Genomic DNA, 17,929 nt, shown 5'->3' with positions numbered 1-17,929 from the left:
AAAGGACAACTCCATTTCGCCTTAATAGGGTTCAACCCTACTTCGCTCGGCACATGAAACGTCTCTACTTTTTTTATCGAGAAGATACAGTCAATGGCAAACTATTACCACTACCCTCTCAAAGCCTCAACTTCCTCAACAGTTTTCGGAATTGGATTTCCGAGCGTTTTGCTACCCGTTTCCGTAACCAAACAGTTATCTTCAATTCTGACTCCGCCAAAATCACGATAAGCATCGAGTTTTGAGTAGTTGACAAAATTCGTAAACTTGTTCTCTGATTTCCATTTATCTATTAATTCTGGAATAAAATAAATACCTGGCTCAACCGTCAGTACAAAACCCGCTTCGAGTTCTTTTGCCATACGAAGCGATTTAAGTCCCAGTTGCGTGCTTCGTTCCAGCCCATCACGATAACCCACATATTTTTCGCCCAAATCTTCCATATCATGCACATCAAGGCCGATTGCGTGGCCTAAACCATGTGGCATGAAAAGTCCTTGTACGCCTAAAGTGAGCATTTCTTCCACATCGCCATTCAAAAAGCCTAAATCTTTCATACCTTCAAGCATAATTCTATTGGCAGAAAGGTGGATTTCTCGGTATTGAATATTTGGTCGGAGTGCTGCAATCGACTCCGTTTCCATTTTCAAAACCAAATTATAGATTTCCTTTTGTTTTTCGGTAAAGCGTTTGCTGACTGGAATCGTGCGAGTAATGTCACCAGCATAAAACATCGTATTTTCAGCTCCCGAATCGTTGATAGCCAAACGTCCTTCGGTCATTGTGTTTCCGTGATAATGGTTGTGTAGCGTTTGCCCATTTACCGAAAAGATAATCGGATAAGCCAAATCTCCGCCACCTTCACGAGCCTTGGCATGAATAGCCGCCGCAATTTTGTATTCTTTTTTGCCAGCCGCAGTGAGTTGCATGGCCGTAATGTGCATTTCACGCGTGATATTCACGGCATCTTCCATCTGCACGATTTCCTCTTCGGTCTTGATTGAGCGTATAGCCACAATTCCCTTTATCAACTCAACCGATGCTTTTTCTTTTAATTGGGTAGTCGGAATACTCAGCCACTCACTCATACGAATCATATTATCGAAGCGATACGGTGGCGTAAAGTGTACTTTTGAAGATTTCTTGAGTCTTTCTGGCAATTTTGAAGGCTCTTCTGTGCGATATACCCCCACCATACGGGCTTGCTCGGCCAATGTTGGCTGCGGTCCTACCCAAATAATATCATCCATCGTAAATTCATGTCCGAAGATAATTTCTTCACCCGAATCTACATCAATGATGGCAGCTAACCCAGCTTGGCTAATACCAAAAAAATATAAAAAATTGCTATCTTGACGAAAACGATAAGTATTGTCGTGGTAATTCATGGGAGCTTCTTCATTGCCCATTATCAAAATTAAGCCACTTCCAACTGCTTTTTTTAGTGCGTTACGACGCTCGGTGTAGGTCTGTACTGAAAACATGGTTTGTTGATTTTTTTATACCACGAAATAAAGAAAAGATAGGCAATTTGTCATTATAAATTTAGGTTTATTATTCATTTTTGTGTCAAAACAAACTTATTTTTTTAATACTCCAAAAAACCTTTTTATGATATTTTTAAGTTTTTTTTATCTTTTTCGACAGGTTTATTTCCATCCAAATTACACACAAAATGTATTGATGATTAGGCTGTTATACTCTAAATAACTATAAATCAAAGAGTTACCTTTTGATGCCACTCAATAAGTTCAAGAAAATAAATACAAAAAAACTTTCAGAATATTTTGAAAATTCAAAAAGGTTATTTTACTTTGGGGTACAAATACACTTACGTGCTTATATATAAAAGTTAAAAAACTAAAATGTCATTAATGGAATTAAAAGAAGCAAAAGACAAGTTTATCCATACATGGGGTACGCTGGCCACGCAGTGGGGTATAAACCGCACGATGGCTCAGATACACGCATTGCTTTTGCTTTCGTCTAAGTCTATGAATGCTGATGAAATCATGGCCGACCTACAAATTTCGAGAGGGAATGTGAACATGAACCTCAGAGATTTGATGGATTGGGGTTTGATTTACAAACAACTCCTACCAGGCGAAAGAAAGGAGTACTTCATAGCAGAGAAGGACATTTGGAAAGTTGCCAAGCAAATTGCTAAAGAGCGACGACGCCGAGAAATCGGACCATTAATCGAGGCAATGGAAGATATCAAGGAGGGAATTCAACCCGATACTGCCGAGAAAGAAGAATTCCTGAAGATAGTAAACGACATCAGTAAGGTTTCGGTGTTTGCCGATAATACTATGACTTCTTTGCTAAAATCAGATGAAAATTGGTTGATAAATAATTTTATAAAAATCTTTAATAAATAGTAACATGACTATCACGGTCATGGTTTTTTGGAGTTTTTGGGGTCAAGCAGTAATTTTCTCATAGATAGAGAATTACTGCTTTTTTTTACATCAAAAAAAGAAACGTTGGTACGTTCCCTTTTTAAAATGACTTCTCAATATTCTTTTTCTTATTCCACGGTGCGGTGGTTTGGCGAGACATATCATACAAAAAATATATGACTATCGCCAAAAAAATCAGGAAAATGATGCGAAAAAGGCTTCGATTTCGATTATTTGAACTATTATTTTGTGACATGATAAATACTTTTTTCTGAACTCTTTTAAAACACTACTTCGACTAAAAGAGTTTTGGATATTTTATGAATGAGTGATATTTTGTGGCGAATGATAACCCAAAAACTTAGCCATTTTGCTTGATACCTCAGCCCATTTGATGTCATCAAACTCCAAAATCACTACGCTTGCTTTATCCATTGAGCCACCAATATCTGCACGAGTAAGATACTCAGCAAAAAAAGTAATATCAGGATTATGACCAAAAACGGCCACGAAGCTAACCGATTCGTCTAATTGATTGACAGCGGCCAAATAACTGCGTGGACCACCGCCATAAATGGCATCATCAATTACAATGGCATCGGCATCGTAGTGTAGTTGTTCAGCAAAAATCTTTGCGGTGGCTTTTGCACGTTCGGCGGCACTACTCACAATAAGGTCGAACTTAATGCCCTTCGCTTCTAAAAACTTACCCATACGAGCCGACTCAATGATGCCCGTCGAGGTTAGTTCACGGTCAAAATCACGAAACATTGGAGTGTTTCCGCCATCTTCAGCAGTAGCATGACGAATTAAGTAAAGGGTTTTGTTCATATTTTCGATGGTTTTGGCACGAATATACAAGCATTGCTGAAAAAAAACTTAATTTTTACTGAAATTTTATTGAACTTACTTTCAAAACTTTCATCCCAAAAACTAAATTATTGAATACCAATACTATATGTTTTTTTTCATCACTACCGCTGATGCCGGGCATACTGATGAAAATTGTTGGCTATGCTGAATTTCAAGCGGAACATTCATTCGTTCAACCACTTCATAATTACACTTTTGTTCAAAAAATTCTTTTGCACTTGTTGTTAAAAGGTAAAGTTGTTTGATATGCTGGGTTTTGGCATAAGCTTCCAGCTCTTGGGCTATCAACTGCCCATACCCTTTTCCTTTTTGATTTTGAAGTACGCTAACCGAACGTAATAGCCCAAACTTATCTTTTATTTCTAAGCCTGCTGTTGCTATCACTTGTTCGTTTGCTTCTAAAAAAAATAATTCGACGCCTTCATCAATATCATTCGTTGGCAAATTTGCGGCTGTCAGGAGAGCCAAAACTTCCGAAACTTTTTCGGAAGTTACTTTTTTTAATAGGACATTCATTATTAGTAATCTAAGAATAAGTACATTATCAAGAATCTCTCATTCTACAATAATGCAATGAATATTTTATACTCCATAAAGAAATTATAAAAAGTTTATCTTTGTTGTTTCAAAATCAAAAAATAGTCAATAGTCGAAAAGTCCACAGTAAGGCAATTAACTAATAAACAGTTATTTAGCTGTATGCAAAATTGTTGATTATATTTATCCAATTACCTAAAAGCCAAGCTAAAAGCACTTCTAACATCAATTTTATGCTCATTTATAACCCAAAAGATTGGTGGAAACTTATTTTTTATTTCCACAAAGCCGATACATTCCGTAAACTTTTACCTGCTATGCTGGGCGTAATGGCCTATACGGCATTCATATCGTATCTCGAAAATGATATTTTTCATTTTTTACCTCTTAAAAATCCACTGGCTATACACTCTTTGGTAGGTTTTGTGCTTTCACTTTTATTAGTTTTCCGAACCAATAGTTCGTATGACCGCTGGTGGGAAGGCCGCAAGATTTGGGGAGGTTTCACAAATAATTCTCGAAATTTAGCCTTAAAACTTAGTGCAATACTACCAGAAGGACATGACAGTAAAGAAATTTTTAGAGTTTTGATTGGAAACTACATTCATGCCGTAAAAGACCACCTCCGAGGAAATGTCAATCATAAACATTTAGAGTATATAGCCAACTATGATGAAGCTTTTTACGTAAATTATAAACACACCCCCAACCGAATTGGACAAGCCATTTATTTGGAAATCAATCGTTTGTATAAATCTGGTGTTATCAATGCCGAGCAATTATTGATTTTGAATAATGAATTAAGCTCGTTTACCGACAATTTAGGGGCTTGTGAGCGAATCCGCAATACGCCTATTCCGTCGTCTTATAATATTTTTATCAAAAAAATGATATTTTTGTATGTCTTTACGATGCCGTTTGGTTTTGTATTAGAATTTAAACATTGGGCAGCACCAATCGTTACGCTTATATTCTATGCGTTTGCAGGCATAGAAATGATTGCCGAAGAAATTGAAGACCCATTTGGTACTGATAATAATGATTTACAGCTTGACTCTATTGTTAAGAATGTAAAAGGAAATTTAGTCGAAATATTTCGTTCCTAAAAATTCATTCATTTTATCAATAACAAAAACATTTATCGCAACCTATCGTTTATAACTTACGTCATTATAATCAACAAATATTAAAATCATGAAGGCCAAATTAAGTAAGTTTTTATTGTCAATTTTGGTTATTGGGGCTATTTCTTGTAAAAAAGATACATTAGAACCTACCACTACAACGACAGGTACAACAACTAACACAACTACCAGCCCCAATGCAGCTGCTAATAGTTGGGTTTATGACCAGCTCAAAGAATGGTATTTATGGTCAGATAAATTACCCGCTAAAGATAAAACTGACCTAACACTTGTAACAGGTAAAGACGGTGAAGATGATATTAAGAAGTATTATTTTTATTCTCTTTTGTATGATTATCCTAACACCGACCGTTTTTCGTGGATTCGTGAAAACATCACCGACCTAACAAACTCATTGAGTGGTGTAAGTACCTCATTTGGTTTTTCTCGCACAGCAGTTTATCTTGATAATACTCAGACTAACGTAGTATTTTTTATTTCTAATGTTATTACTAACAGTCCAGCCGACAAAGCAGGTCTGAAACGTGGCGATATTGTTTTGACCGTAAATGGTACACAAATAAACGGCACAAATTACGCAACATTGATTAGTAGTAACGAAACAGCTACTTTTGGTCTTGCTGAATACAAAAACGGTACTTATGTTTTATCGGGAAAAACGGTTACAGCAACCAAAGCGGTTGTACAAAACGACCCAGTGCAGTATTGGAAAGTAATCGAAAAAGGCAATAAAAAAATCGGTTATTTGCTCTACACGCAGTTTTTGGGTGCTTATGACGATAAACTTAAACAAGTTTTTGCTGAGTTTAAAACCAAAGGTGTAAACGAATTAGTGCTTGATTTGAGACTCAATGGCGGTGGTTTGATTTCATCGGCCGATTTGCTTTCATCATTGATTGTAAAGAATCCGAGTGCTAATAATGTAATTCACCAAGATGAATGGAATGCAAATGTGAAAGCTAAGTATCCAACGGTTTCAAATCCAACGAAGTTTACGGTTCAAACTAATAACCTCAATCTCGACCGCTTAGTAGTGCTTACTTCAAACGGCACAGCCTCAGCCAGTGAGCTGGTTATCAACAGTTTACGCCCATACATGGATGTGGTGATTGTTGGACAAAACACTTACGGTAAAAATGTAGGTTCTATAACCATCAAAGACGACCAAACCCCTGCTCGTTGGGCTTGGGGTATGCAACCAATTGTGTTGCGTACTGTAAATTCAAAAGGAGAATCGGCTTATGGCACAAAAACAGGCTTTACGCCTAACTATACGGTATCTGATAATGTATATCCGTTCAAGCCTTGGGGCGATGAAAGCGAAACATTATTGAAGAAGGCTTTAGAAGTAATTACAGGTGTGGTTATTCCGGCCGAAGCGTCAGCATCTACCAATCGTTCGTATCGAACAATTGATAAAGCGGCAATACTTGAAGAAAACATATCTGATAACCCTGCCGATAATCGGAAGGATATGTTTGCAACTTTGCCTAAGTCAAAATAAGAGTTAAAGAGATTGAAGCTGCCCAAAGGCAGCTTCTTTTTTGTTTACCTAAGCACAGTCACGATTCCACGATAAGTCTTAAACTTGGTTTTGATAACATACGAATAAGAGGCAGCATCAATTCCCGAGGCGTCCCAAGCAGTTGAATAACCTTTTGAGTAGAAAATAGTATTACCCCAACGATTGAAAACTTCTACTGTAGCATCTGTATAAAAACTTAGGTTTTCGAGTTTCCAAGTATCGTTTAATCCATCATTATCGGGTGAAAAAGCATTAGGAATATAAATAGCAGGCAACACATTAATCGTTACGCTTGCTGTTGAAGGACAACCCGAATCGTTATTAGCTGTGAGGGTATATTTGGTCGTTTCTAAAGGCCGTGCGATTGGCTGTTGAATCGTGGCATCGGATAAATCGTTAGCGGGAGTCCAACTAAAATAGAGAGCATTAGTACTATTGGCCTTGAGTTTTACTGCTTCACCAGCCAAAATGGTTGTGTCACTGCCCGCACTAAGACTTATTTTATCTGCATCGCCAACTCCAGCTATTTTTTGGACACTTGATGTAATCACGCACCCATTTTTTGTGATTTTTACTGTATAATTACCACTTTTCTTTACTTCAAGCGTATTTTTTGTTTCGTTCAATAAATCATTTCCGTTTTCTTGCCATTGATATTGAGCAGATACATCGCTTTTGACTGAAATAGTTGTTGGTAAAAGCATACAATCACTTCCTGCAAAAGCAATCTTATTATCGGGTATGCCTTTCACATTGATTTTCAAAGCCTTTCTGGCACTGTACGCATCACAAGGGTTTGTTACAGACTCCAATAACTTAACTGTAACATTGGGCTGAGAATCTGTGTTTTGTTTTGGCGGAGAATACTTAAAAACTGGACTACTACTTGGCGAACCTTGTGGTTTATCATCGACATACCATTGATAATAATAATTACCACTAATGGTAGGAGCGGCCGTAAAAACTACCTCATTGCCAGCACATGGGTTAATATCATCGACACTCAGATTCACTAATGTTTGTGGTACTTGATTCCCTCCATAAGCGTTTCCACCCGCTCCAAACACTGATATACTATTACCAGGGTTTATACCCAGCGAATTAGGAAATAAAAATGGGTCATTCTGATTATTGAAGTTGTAAACTCGGCCTGCACATTGGCTTGTGCGTTTGAATGTAAAAAGAACTATTTCTTGATTTGCGATAATATCGAATTTCACTGGAGGCGAAACCGAATTATTGAAACTAAAAAACAAATAGTCGTAATCAGGGTTTTCGGCGGGAGCATCGGCTCTACCCGAAAAAAGCCATTTCATATTCGAAATTGGCGAACTAATATTTGATAGTTGAAAATAATTATTGCCACTTCCGTGTGGCACTACGAGTGTAATCTGTGAAGAACCAATGTACGAACCACTACCCGTAAAACTTCTATCCGAAACCATCGAAACTTTATAGGTCACGCCATCGGGTTCTAAGGTCGTTTTTATGGTTATTTGCGAAAATGCTATTTTAGGCAAGCATGCCAAAGCAGCAATCATCCAAAAAAAACGCAAAAATCTCATGGCACAAACAAGTGTTTTTTATGAAAAAATGATTCGGTGGTATCATTCATTCACATTTTTATTAGGAAAAGCATTATAGACCAAGACTATTGATAATCAAGGTATTATTAATGTTTTTATAGCAAAAACCTCACCAAAACAAGAAGAGGTGTTCATGAAATTTTATTCACGAGCACCTCTATCTCCTACTTTTTGTTTGGTTACGTATGCATCTTATTTCACGACCATCAGCTTTTGAGCCGAACCGATGCGTAAACCATCTTTTTCGATATGAACCAAATAACTGCCTTCGGTCAAATCTTCGAGAGATAAATCAATGCTAAACTCTCCTGCTCCCATTTTTACTTTCTTGCGTACAAGTTCTCGTGAACTTCTCGAATCTATGATTGTTAAGAATAAATCCCCGGCCGTTTCGTCCAACAGGTTTTCATAAACTACTGTCGTTCTATCAACCGCTGGGTTAGGGAATACCTTCTGAATACGAAGTTTCTTGGCTACTTCCTCAGGATTCATCAACGAACCGGCATTGCCCGAATAAGCATTTCTGTGTCCAAAACCTAAAACACTGATATGATTTTTTACGTTGAACTCCGCTCCGTGAGTTTTGATTAGTTCATCATTACTATTATCTATCAACTCTACATTGGCATCGAGCTGCTCTCCTGCATTTTGAAAAGAAAACAACTCCACTTCTTGACCTTCGGTAAATGTGAAGGCTTTCGTCCCAACGTTTTTCAAGTTGATTGATACATAATCGTAATCCCCCGCTCCATCGGGTGACTTCATGGCAGCTCCCGTTTGCCACTCGGCCTCTTGGTTTGCCGACTTCAAGTTATTCAAGATAAATGCTTTATCCGACTTCACTCGAAGCGTCACTTGGGCCGTTCCAATAGTATTTTTTGCTCCTTTCAAGGTTTGTTCTGGCAACATACTCACCACATACGTCTTTAGGTCGTCTTTGCGAGTAATTTTAAACTTAACCTGAGCTTGAGCGTTTATCGCTGCTCCTGCCAATAAAGCAACTAATGCCAATTTTGATAGTTTTTTCATTGTATTATTTGCGGTTCGTCGCCACGAGTTTAATGTTATTTTTTTAGCCCTACCCCTGCCCTCCCCATCGGGGAGGCAGAAGTAGTAGAGTATTCTTTATTAAATTGTTTGTTATACTAATCAACCGCATCGGCGGTCCGACAGTAACTAATCAACAACTAAGGTATCTGTTGCCAGATAATATAGTTGGCCAAGAAACCTGGGTTCTCTGAGTGCATCAATACATTGAAGAAGATAATATCTACTTCATTATCAGGCCCTTGGAAAACAGTCTTACCGTCCATATTCACATCTGACTGACTGTAGCCTTTGTAAATAAAGTTCGATATAACCTGCGTATTCAATGGGTCGCTGATGATGGTGAAGAATATCATATCAACATCATTGTTTGGTCCTTGGAAGATAACTTGGTTGTTGAATGCCGCATTACCCGCCCAAAGCATCGCTTTACTACCCGATACAAACTGAGGGTAATTGCTCGACGTTACACCCGTTAGCTTATAGGCTGGTTGGGCCGAGTTGGTCAAATCTACCGTTGCCGTGGTTGTTCCCAAAGTCACTGGATTGGCACTCATGGCTCCCAAATGATTACGGTGACGAATAGACACATAGTAACTACCCACTGGAATACCCGTGAATTGTAGTGGAGAAGTTCCATCGGCTGGACTTACCACATCGCCATCACGTTGTATCAAACCTGCTTTGGTTGCCACAATCAGACTTGGATTAGCTGCACTTCGCAACTCAATCAATACCCAGTCAACGATGGCGTTGGTGCCACCTACCGACAAAATAGTCGATGTAGTTGTCTCGGTGCCACTTCCTACTTGGGTAAAGCCCGCCAATAAACTGTAAGGATTCGACAATGGAATCAGGTTTTTAACCCTCAAACTATCGTGCATCATGCCCGCCGAAGCAACGTAAGGCCCTTGTAAAATGGCTTTTACCGCCACATTGAAGTTGAGCTGTTGGTTGATGATGATTGGGCCAGTTGGGCTAATCGAACAACCAATACACGGTGCCGAACCTTTGATGGTTAGGGTCATACCACCACCCGAAATATAGGCTTGGTGATAAATCGTTCCTGTAAGCGTCGGATTCACCGTCAAACTATAAGAGGCAGAAGCATTGCTTGACAATACGCCACTATAAGTAGCCACGATGATATCGTTGCCTTGGGCATCTACCCCTACTTTATTGATTGTCCAGCCAAGACCCGTTCCTGAAACGAATTTCAAGCCGTATCTTAATGTATCTCTTACCGTGATGGTGCCAGTTGTTGATGCCAACAGGCTACTATTATATGCCAAGTAGTTCAATGTAAATGGCGTATTTTGGTAGTAAGTAAGCGATTGGTTGTAGCTCAATACCAAATTAAGGTTTGGAATCGTATTCGGATTCACAATCACTGGTACACTGACATTCAAAGTATAGAAGTTATTGATAACATTCAACTCCCCTACAATCGTATTGACATTCACCACCAAATTCAACAATGAACCTACGGCACTATTGCTTGGCATAAGCTGAACCGTAAAGGCACTTGTTCCACCCGAAACCAAACCACTGGTATTAGGGTTTGTACAGGTTACTACCTGCCCAGCTACATTACACGTCCACGCTCCACTCGTGAAGCTCGACGTTGCAATACTAAAGTTGGCAGGTAATGTAAACGAAGCCGTTAATTGTCCGTTGGCCGTTGCACTACCGATGTTCTGAACCGTCACCGTGATTGTCGAACTCTGACCGGCCGTCAAGGCTGGTGATGGTTGCGACACTTGAACGGTCAAGTCCGGTGCCGATGAGCCTACAATCGCTGGATTGATGACATAAATAAAGGTATTGTTATTGGTGATTATTTCACCCACTACTTGATTAACATTGATAGTAATCGAAGGTGTTGTACCTATTAAAGTAGTACTTGGAATAATCGGCAACAAGAAAATATTCGTTCCGCCTGCTGCTAAACCTGTAGTGTTCGGGTGTGTACATGTCATGGTCTGACCACTCATCGTACACGTCCATCCACCTTGGCTAAACGAGGTCGGTGCTGATATACCCGCTGGTAAAGTAACATTAATCGTCAATTGGCCAGTGGCACTCAACGAACCTACATTCGAGATGAATACCGGAATATAGTTGGTTTGTCCAGCAGCAATTGGTGCCAGAATAGTTCCTACATTCACTGTAATGTTTGGTGCTGGTGCTGACGCAATCGGCGATGTAAACGTGTAAATATAAGGAACTGTTCCTCCGTTGATGTAAATATTGATTGGACCTGGAGTAGTTCCGGCCGTACCAGCATTTGGCGTCATTGGAAGGATGATATTCAATATTGAATTCGGTTGTAAACCACCCGTATTCGGATTCGTACAGTTCAAAGTCTGTCCGATTAAGTTACATGTCCAACCATTACTTGTAAACGACGAAGGTACCGAAACACCACTCGGCAATACAATGTTGGTAACCAATGTTCCCGTTTGGATGATTGTACCAGTATTGATGTAGTTGATTGTCAGATTTGAGGTCTGACCAACTGTCAACGATGGAATAATCGCATTGATGTTTACTGTAATGTTAGGTACTGAATTGCCTAATACTGGATTCGACGAAATAAAGTAGAATACATTATCTACCGTTGCTATTTCGTTTGGTACTTGGCCAATATTGAAGACAAACATCGATGGAACATTCCCTACCAAAACTGTTGCAGGAATGACTGGCACTTGAATGTTCAGAATATTGGCTGGTGCGAAACCAGTAGTATTCGGATGAGTCAATGTAACGGTTTGTCCGTTAGTTGTACCCGTCCAACCATTCGATGAGAATGAACTTGGAGCCGAGAAACCACTTGGTAAGGTAATCGTAGTGGTCAAAGTTCCAGTGGCTGATACCACACCCGTATTCACTACATAGACATTAAAAGTAGAGATTTGACCCGCTACAAAATTATTGTTCAATACCGCATAAATTGTCAAGTTGGGCACTCCTGTCGTTGTTACACTCATACTGGTTGACAAGACCGCCGTATTATTAAAGGCATTCGACTCATTGGCTACTGTGCTTACAATACCCACAAAGGTTGGCTGCGTATTAATAATCGTCGAACTTGGCGTCAGCGTCACCGCAAAGTTCGTTGTACCGCCCGAAGCTAAACCAGTTGTATTTGGATGGTTTGCCGTCAGGATTCCTCCATTGACCGTCAAAGTCCAACCATTCGATGTTCCCGAAGAAGCAGTCACTCCATTCGGAATCGACATCGTTACGGTCAACTGACCAGTCGCTGCTCCTAATCCAAGATTCGATACCACTACATTCATCGTAGAATTTTGTCCTACTACTAAATTACTTTGTGGTTGGTTCAAGCTAATAGTCAAATCTGGTACCAATGGAGCTCCTACTGGACTGATAATAACCAAAGTAGCACTATTATTAGTCGTATTTGATTCTCCACTGAATGGCAATACATTCACTGTAATCGTTGGCGTTGTACCGACAAGGATTGTTTGTGGGGTTACAATCAAGTTAAGCAGAATGTTACCACCCACTGGGATACCCGATGTATTGGGGTTAGTACAAGTAACTGTTTGTCCACTGGTCGTACAAGTCCAGCTTCCACTTGTAAAGGTGGTTGGCATCGTAATACCTACTGGTAATACAATACTCGTAGTCAAAGCCGTGGTAATGGCCGTTCCGCCAATATTGTTGACCGTAATCACGATTGTCGAAGCCTGACCTGCGATTAAAACTGGGCTTGGTTGCGAAATCGTTACGGTTGCATCGGGTGATGGTTGGACAAATACACCAGTGATGCCGTTGGCACAAGTATTACAAGGTGCCGATGGTTTGGCTACTGTCGAACTGGCTCCACCACCACTAATATAAGCAATATTACTGGCTGTTACGGCCAATGTAGGATTCACTCGTACAGTAAACATACTGAAGTTACCGCCATTAGCTAAGTGAGTAGCAGTAGTTGTACACTGTACAATGTCATTGTTTTGGGCATCAACACCCAACTTCGCACAAGTCCAATTACTGCTTGATGACGTCACGAATTTTAAACCGTTACGAAGCGTATCTTTCACAGTAATTGTACCTGATGAATTTGAACCTCCAACATTGCTCACCGTAAAGGTAAAATCAAAAGGAGTGCCTTGTAAAGCCAACGGTGTCGCTGTTTTCACCAGTTTCAAGTTGGGTTCAGAAATTAACTGACCCGTTCCCGTTGTTGAATTATCATTCAAATTGCTTTCACCCGAAATCGCTGTTACGTTCGCTACAATCGTTACGATTTGACCATTCGTTGCATTGGCTGGAGTAGTCACTGGAATCGTAATCGTTGAACTCGCACTCGGAGCTAAGCCACTGCTATTTGGATTCGTACAAGTAATCACCTGACCAAGCGTTGTGCATGACCATGCTCCACTACTGAAGGTAGCGGGTGCCGTTGCCCCTCCTGGAAGCGTAATGGTGCTTGTCAATGCTCCAGTAGCATTCACACTGCCACTGTTTACCACATTTACTACTACATTCGATGCTTGTCCAGCATAGAGCGTAAACGCTGGCATATTGATAGAAAGATTCGGTGCCGTAACGGCAGCAGCGGTAATCAAGGTAGCCGTATTATTGCTCGTACTTGATTCTGTTCCTGCCAAAGCAACCACAAAGTTGAAAGTCAGAATCTGACCAGCCACTGTACTGGCGGGTACTACTGGAATACCTACCGAAATACTTGAATTTTGCGTCAAGCCACTGGTGTTTGGATGCGTGCATGTTACTGTTTGTCCAACAGTCGTGCATGACCATCCACTTACACTAAAGCTGTTAGATGGTGTACTAACACCCGTGGGAAGTGTTACTGTTAAAGTAATTTGTCCACTCGTAGTGTTTGAAAGGTTTGTCACAGTCACATTGATACTTGAGGTTTGACCAACCGACAAGCCCGGTACTGGTTGAGCAGCCGAAACTGTCAAATCAGCGGGCAATGTACATGGTAAAGCACAAGTATAATTACATTTCCACGCATTGGCCGTGCCATTGCCCAAAATTGTCATCTGATTACCAGGATTTAAACTCTGGAAGCCTGCTTGGAATGGGTCGGTGGTTTCCCACAGACCAACTGTACCACTACAGGTATTCAAATTCTGGAAACTAAACAATGGGTATTCTACATTCGCCACAATATCAAATAATGCTGGGCTGGATGCTTGGCTGAAACCAAAGAAAATATAATCGTTGTTTGGGTCAATCGAAGGGGCATCTACTCGGCTACTTGTGTTCGTAGTCCAGTTCATGCTGCCAGTTGCAGTAAAGCTCGAAATATTGCTTGGTAAGAAACGGTTTCCGCCAGTACCATGTGGTACTTTAAGCGTAACCTGAGCCGTTCCGATACGGGCCGCTCCACCAGTAAAGGTGTTGGCTGACTTCATGTAAACTGTATATGTCTTGCCATCAGCTCCTAATTTGACGCCATATCTTACCCCAATACCGCAATCTCCTGCTGTACATGGTTGGCTACCACTATTAGTAATCGTGATTGGAGTTCCTGCTACGTTCGCATTTCCTCCCGAAATACCATTACCCGATAACACACCCGTTGGGGTAAATACCAATGGTTGGGTAGCTACATATTGAATATCTAATGGAACTGATGCTCCATTGGATAGTGAAATCGGATTCGTACAAGTCAATGCTTGGCCAGTTTGTGTACAAGTCCAACCACTATTGACTGACGAGAAATTAACGCCAGTTGGGAATGTAGTGGTGTAAGTCAATGGGCCAGTTGCTGGTACAGTACCAATATTCCCAATCACTACTGATTGCGTAAATGGTACATTGGTTGTAGCAGTAGCTGGATTGGATACTGAACTTACTACAATATTGGGCTGTCCTATATTAACTGGAGAAATCACTGTATTGACCAATGAACTGAAAGAGGTATTGGCTCCGCCACCAGTGGTATAACCAAAAGCACTCATTGTTCCAGTTATCGTCGGATTAACCGAAATACTTAAAGAACTACTTGAACCATTGGCTATTGGATTAGGGTTCGTACAAGTCACAAATGTGGTTTGTGGAACACAAGTCCAGCCCGTACCAGTTACCGATACGTAATTCACGCCAGTCGGCAGTGCCAATGTAAAGGTGGTTGTACCAACGGTTGGACCAGTACCAGTATTAGCAATCGTTGCTGAATAATTGTAAGGTACATTTTGTGTCCCAGTTGATGGGGCAGTCAATGTTAGACCCAAAATTGGATTAACGGCCGAAGGATTCACTGTAATTGGATAAGGCGTAGCTGTTACTGGATTAGTCAAACCGCCACCATTGACAGTCGGAGTGATATTAATTGTACCAGTCTGCGTCGGTGTAAAGGTCAAACCCAAGGTACTTGTACCACCATTAGCAGCCAATGTATTAGGATTGGTACAAACAACATTACTACTCACTTGAGTACAAGTCCAGCCCGTACCAGTTGAACCCGTAAAGGTGGTTCCAGCAGGAATAGGAGTTGTTACTGTCAACTGAGAAGTGGTTGGGCCGGTTCCCGTATTGGTCAAATTGACATTCAACGTCACTGGTGTTCCTACTGTCGTTGATGTTGGGCCTGTAACACTTACAGTCACATTCGGTGAAGCTACTGCTGGACAAGCAGCGGCTGAACCATAGTTACCGCACCATTTATTGCCAGGGCCTGCTCCATTGATGGAAATTTGATTACCAACATTGAAGTTGAGAGCATTGGGTACTTGGAAAGCATCGGTTGTTGCCCACAAATTTAATGGTCCATAACAAGTACCCGTGTTTTTGAAAGTAAACAACGGAATTTCAACGCCTGCATTCAAATCAAACACCGTCGAACTGGCCGCTTGGCTGAAACTAAAGACTGCATAGAAATAGTTAGGCTGAGAAACTTGCTGAGAAGTATTCGTTGACCAACCCATGCTATTGAAGCTCGTTAAGTTGGTAATCGTTGGTGTCACGCCACCCGATGGCAAAGGAAACACCACCGTTACTTGAGCCGTTCCGATGGTTGCCGCCGTCCCTGTGAAGGTAGTATTCGGACGCATCCATACTTTATAAGAACCATCCGCCTCAGTTGTGATTTTATATTCTACTAAACATGTTGGTGTGGTAGCATTCACCGTATAATTCACTGGCGTTGATGTCGATGGGGTTACATCTCCACCACCCGATACGGTTGATGAAATACTGCTTGTTCCTGTCTGTGTAGGTGTAAATGTAAGGCTATATGGGCTGCTTCCCGCTACTGCAATCGAGTTTGGATTTGTACATACTACATTACTTGATACTTGCGAACATGTCCACCCCGTACCAGACGAGCTGACGTAAGTCAAACCCGCAGGAATTGGTGTGGTTACGGTGGTTGTGCCAGTACTCGGAGCAGTACCAATATTACTTACGTTTACATTAAAAACAGCGGGTGTGTTTTGGGTAATAATTGCCGGTGGGGTCATACTCACAACCAAATCGGGAGCTAACGGAGCATTAACTGTATAGTTAACAGGTGTCGATGTCGATGGAGTTGAATCTCCACCGCCTGAAACTGTTGAAGAGAGGCTACCCGTTCCTGTTTGTGTTGGAGTGAATGTCAAACTGTAAGGACTATTACCTGCTACTGCAATCGAATTCGGGTTCGTACAAACTACATCGCTTGATACCAGTGAGCAAGTCCACCCTGTACCAGATGCACTTGTGTAGGTCATGCCACTTGGAATCGGTGTTGTAACAGTCGTTGTACCGCTACTGGCTGCCGTACCTACATTACTTACATTGATATTAAATACCGCTGGCGAATTCTGTGTTAATGTGGCAGGCGGCGTTACTGTTACTATCAAATTAGGTGTTAATGGTACACCCACCGAATAATTCGCTGGACTTGAAGTAGATGGGGTCGCATCTCCCCCACCCGATACGGTGCTTGAGATACTGCCCGTTCCCGTTTGAGTGGGTGTGAGTGTAATACTAAATGGACTGCTACCAGATGCTGGAATAGAATTTGGATTCGTACAAACTACATCACTTGATACTTGCGAGCAAGTCCAACCAGTACCCGCCGAACCTGTATAGGTCATTCCGGCTGGAATCGGTGTGGTTACTGTAGTTGTTCCCGAAGAAGGGCCAGTACCGATATTACTTACATTTACATTAAATACCGCTGGTGAATTTTGGGTCAATGAGGCTGGTGGCGTAATTGTCACAACCAAGTCTGGATTCGTGGGCGGAGCATTACACGCCACTGGACTTGTGCCGTAATTACTATTCCACTTATTACCAAAACCCGCACCAAAGATGGTTATCTGATTACCAACATTAAAGTTCTCATTATTCGGTACTTGAAGTGGGTCGCTTGAAGTCCAAAGAGCCACTGGCCCAATACAATTATTACTGTTTTTAAAACTGAATAAAAGTATATCTTGGTTGGCTGCAATATCAAAAAGTACATTACCTGGTTGAGTAAAACCAAACACGATATAATCTGAGTTGGTTGGCGTACCACTAACCGATGGATTATTCAAACGAGTTTGAGCACTCGTTGACCATGACATACTATTATTGCCGCTCAAATTACTGACTGTAAACTGGTTCTGCCCGGTACCGGTGGGTACTACCAAAGTAACTTGGGCGGTACCGATACGTGCATTCGTACTGGTATAAGCTGTAATTGACTTCATCCAAACCTTGTAGGTTCCGTCGGACTCAAGTGTCAATTTATATTGCACTGGTTGGGTGGAAGTCTGTGCAAAACTCTGAAAAGCTAAAGCTATCAGAAACTGCACGTATAGGAGTATATGTTTCCTTTTCATG

Annotated in this window: 9 protein-coding genes; 3 read left to right on the top strand and 6 right to left on the bottom strand. The window is 40.9% G+C overall.

The genetic code is table 11. From position 1 onward, the window contains the following. Positions 1 to 110 precede the first annotated feature (110 nt). The gene (locus tag IEX65_RS27425; protein ID WP_188771522.1) at positions 111 to 1,484 is read right to left on the bottom strand and encodes an aminopeptidase P family protein; all 1,374 of its coding nucleotides are present in this window, start codon (positions 1,482 to 1,484) and stop codon (positions 111 to 113) included. A gap of 390 nt (positions 1,485 to 1,874) precedes the next feature. Between IEX65_RS27425 and IEX65_RS27420 the strand changes: the two genes are divergently transcribed. Beyond that, positions 1,875 to 2,381 carry a GbsR/MarR family transcriptional regulator gene (locus tag IEX65_RS27420; protein WP_188771520.1) on the top strand — a complete coding sequence of 169 codons (507 nt, stop codon included), beginning with the start codon at positions 1,875 to 1,877 and terminating at the stop codon, positions 2,379 to 2,381. 339 nt (positions 2,382 to 2,720) lie between these two features. Here the strand turns inward: IEX65_RS27420 and IEX65_RS27415 are convergent, their stop codons facing one another. Both IEX65_RS27415 and arsN2 read right to left on the bottom strand, forming a co-directional pair. Then, positions 2,721 to 3,233, bottom strand: a complete 513-nt coding sequence (locus tag IEX65_RS27415) for a SixA phosphatase family protein (RefSeq protein ID WP_188771518.1) — start codon at positions 3,231 to 3,233, stop codon at positions 2,721 to 2,723. Positions 3,234 to 3,356: 123 nt separating this feature from the next. Continuing rightward, a complete protein-coding gene (arsN2, locus tag IEX65_RS27410; RefSeq protein WP_188771516.1) occupies positions 3,357 to 3,791 on the bottom strand; it encodes an arsenic resistance N-acetyltransferase ArsN2 in 435 nt (144 codons plus the stop codon). A 254-nt stretch (positions 3,792 to 4,045) separates the two neighbouring features. Between arsN2 and IEX65_RS27405 the strand changes: the two genes are divergently transcribed. Continuing rightward, positions 4,046 to 4,918, top strand: coding sequence for a bestrophin family protein (locus tag IEX65_RS27405; protein ID WP_188771514.1), 873 nt, complete (start codon positions 4,046 to 4,048; stop codon positions 4,916 to 4,918). An 88-nt stretch (positions 4,919 to 5,006) separates the two neighbouring features. Then, positions 5,007 to 6,461: a S41 family peptidase gene (locus tag IEX65_RS27400; protein WP_188771512.1), complete on the top strand. Its 1,455-nt coding sequence runs from the start codon at positions 5,007 to 5,009 to the stop codon at positions 6,459 to 6,461. A 44-nt stretch (positions 6,462 to 6,505) separates the two neighbouring features. Here IEX65_RS27400 and IEX65_RS27395 read toward each other — a convergent pair whose 3' ends face one another. From IEX65_RS27395 to IEX65_RS27385, 3 genes are all read right to left on the bottom strand, one after another. Further along, positions 6,506 to 8,047: a T9SS type B sorting domain-containing protein gene (locus tag IEX65_RS27395; RefSeq protein WP_188771510.1), complete on the bottom strand. Its 1,542-nt coding sequence runs from the start codon at positions 8,045 to 8,047 to the stop codon at positions 6,506 to 6,508. A 213-nt stretch (positions 8,048 to 8,260) separates the two neighbouring features. Then, the gene (locus IEX65_RS27390) at positions 8,261 to 9,097 is read right to left on the bottom strand and encodes a T9SS type A sorting domain-containing protein (RefSeq protein ID WP_188771508.1); all 837 of its coding nucleotides are present in this window, start codon (positions 9,095 to 9,097) and stop codon (positions 8,261 to 8,263) included. Between the two features lie 158 nt (positions 9,098 to 9,255). Further along, positions 9,256 to 17,928: a beta strand repeat-containing protein gene (locus tag IEX65_RS27385; protein ID WP_188771506.1), complete on the bottom strand. Its 8,673-nt coding sequence runs from the start codon at positions 17,926 to 17,928 to the stop codon at positions 9,256 to 9,258. Position 17,929: the final 1 nt, after the last annotated feature.

This window comes from Emticicia aquatilis, from assembly GCF_014644295.1.
GTDB classification, from domain to species: Bacteria; Bacteroidota; Bacteroidia; order Cytophagales; family Spirosomataceae; genus Emticicia; species Emticicia aquatilis.
Note: the sequence above shows the minus strand (reverse complement) of the source record. Positions and strands in the feature narration are given on the sequence as shown.

Bases quoted from the DNA above. Each gene is read 5' to 3' on its own strand.
- IEX65_RS27400 (WP_188771512.1), top strand. From the start codon at position 5,007: ATGAAGGCCAAATTAAGTAAGTTTTTATTGTCAATTTTGGTTATTGGG.
- IEX65_RS27420 (WP_188771520.1), top strand. From the start codon at position 1,875: ATGGAATTAAAAGAAGCAAAAGACAAGTTTATCCATACATGGGGTACG.
- IEX65_RS27425 (WP_188771522.1), bottom strand. From the start codon at position 1,484: ATGTTTTCAGTACAGACCTACACCGAGCGTCGTAACGCACTAAAAAAA.
- IEX65_RS27390 (WP_188771508.1), bottom strand. From the start codon at position 9,097: ATGAAAAAACTATCAAAATTGGCATTAGTTGCTTTATTGGCAGGAGCA.
- IEX65_RS27415 (WP_188771518.1), bottom strand. From the start codon at position 3,233: ATGAACAAAACCCTTTACTTAATTCGTCATGCTACTGCTGAAGATGGC.
- IEX65_RS27385 (WP_188771506.1), bottom strand. From the start codon at position 17,928: ATGAAAAGGAAACATATACTCCTATACGTGCAGTTTCTGATAGCTTTA.
- IEX65_RS27405 (WP_188771514.1), top strand. From the start codon at position 4,046: ATGCTCATTTATAACCCAAAAGATTGGTGGAAACTTATTTTTTATTTC.
- IEX65_RS27395 (WP_188771510.1), bottom strand. From the start codon at position 8,047: ATGAGATTTTTGCGTTTTTTTTGGATGATTGCTGCTTTGGCATGCTTG.
- arsN2 (WP_188771516.1), bottom strand. From the start codon at position 3,791: ATGAATGTCCTATTAAAAAAAGTAACTTCCGAAAAAGTTTCGGAAGTT.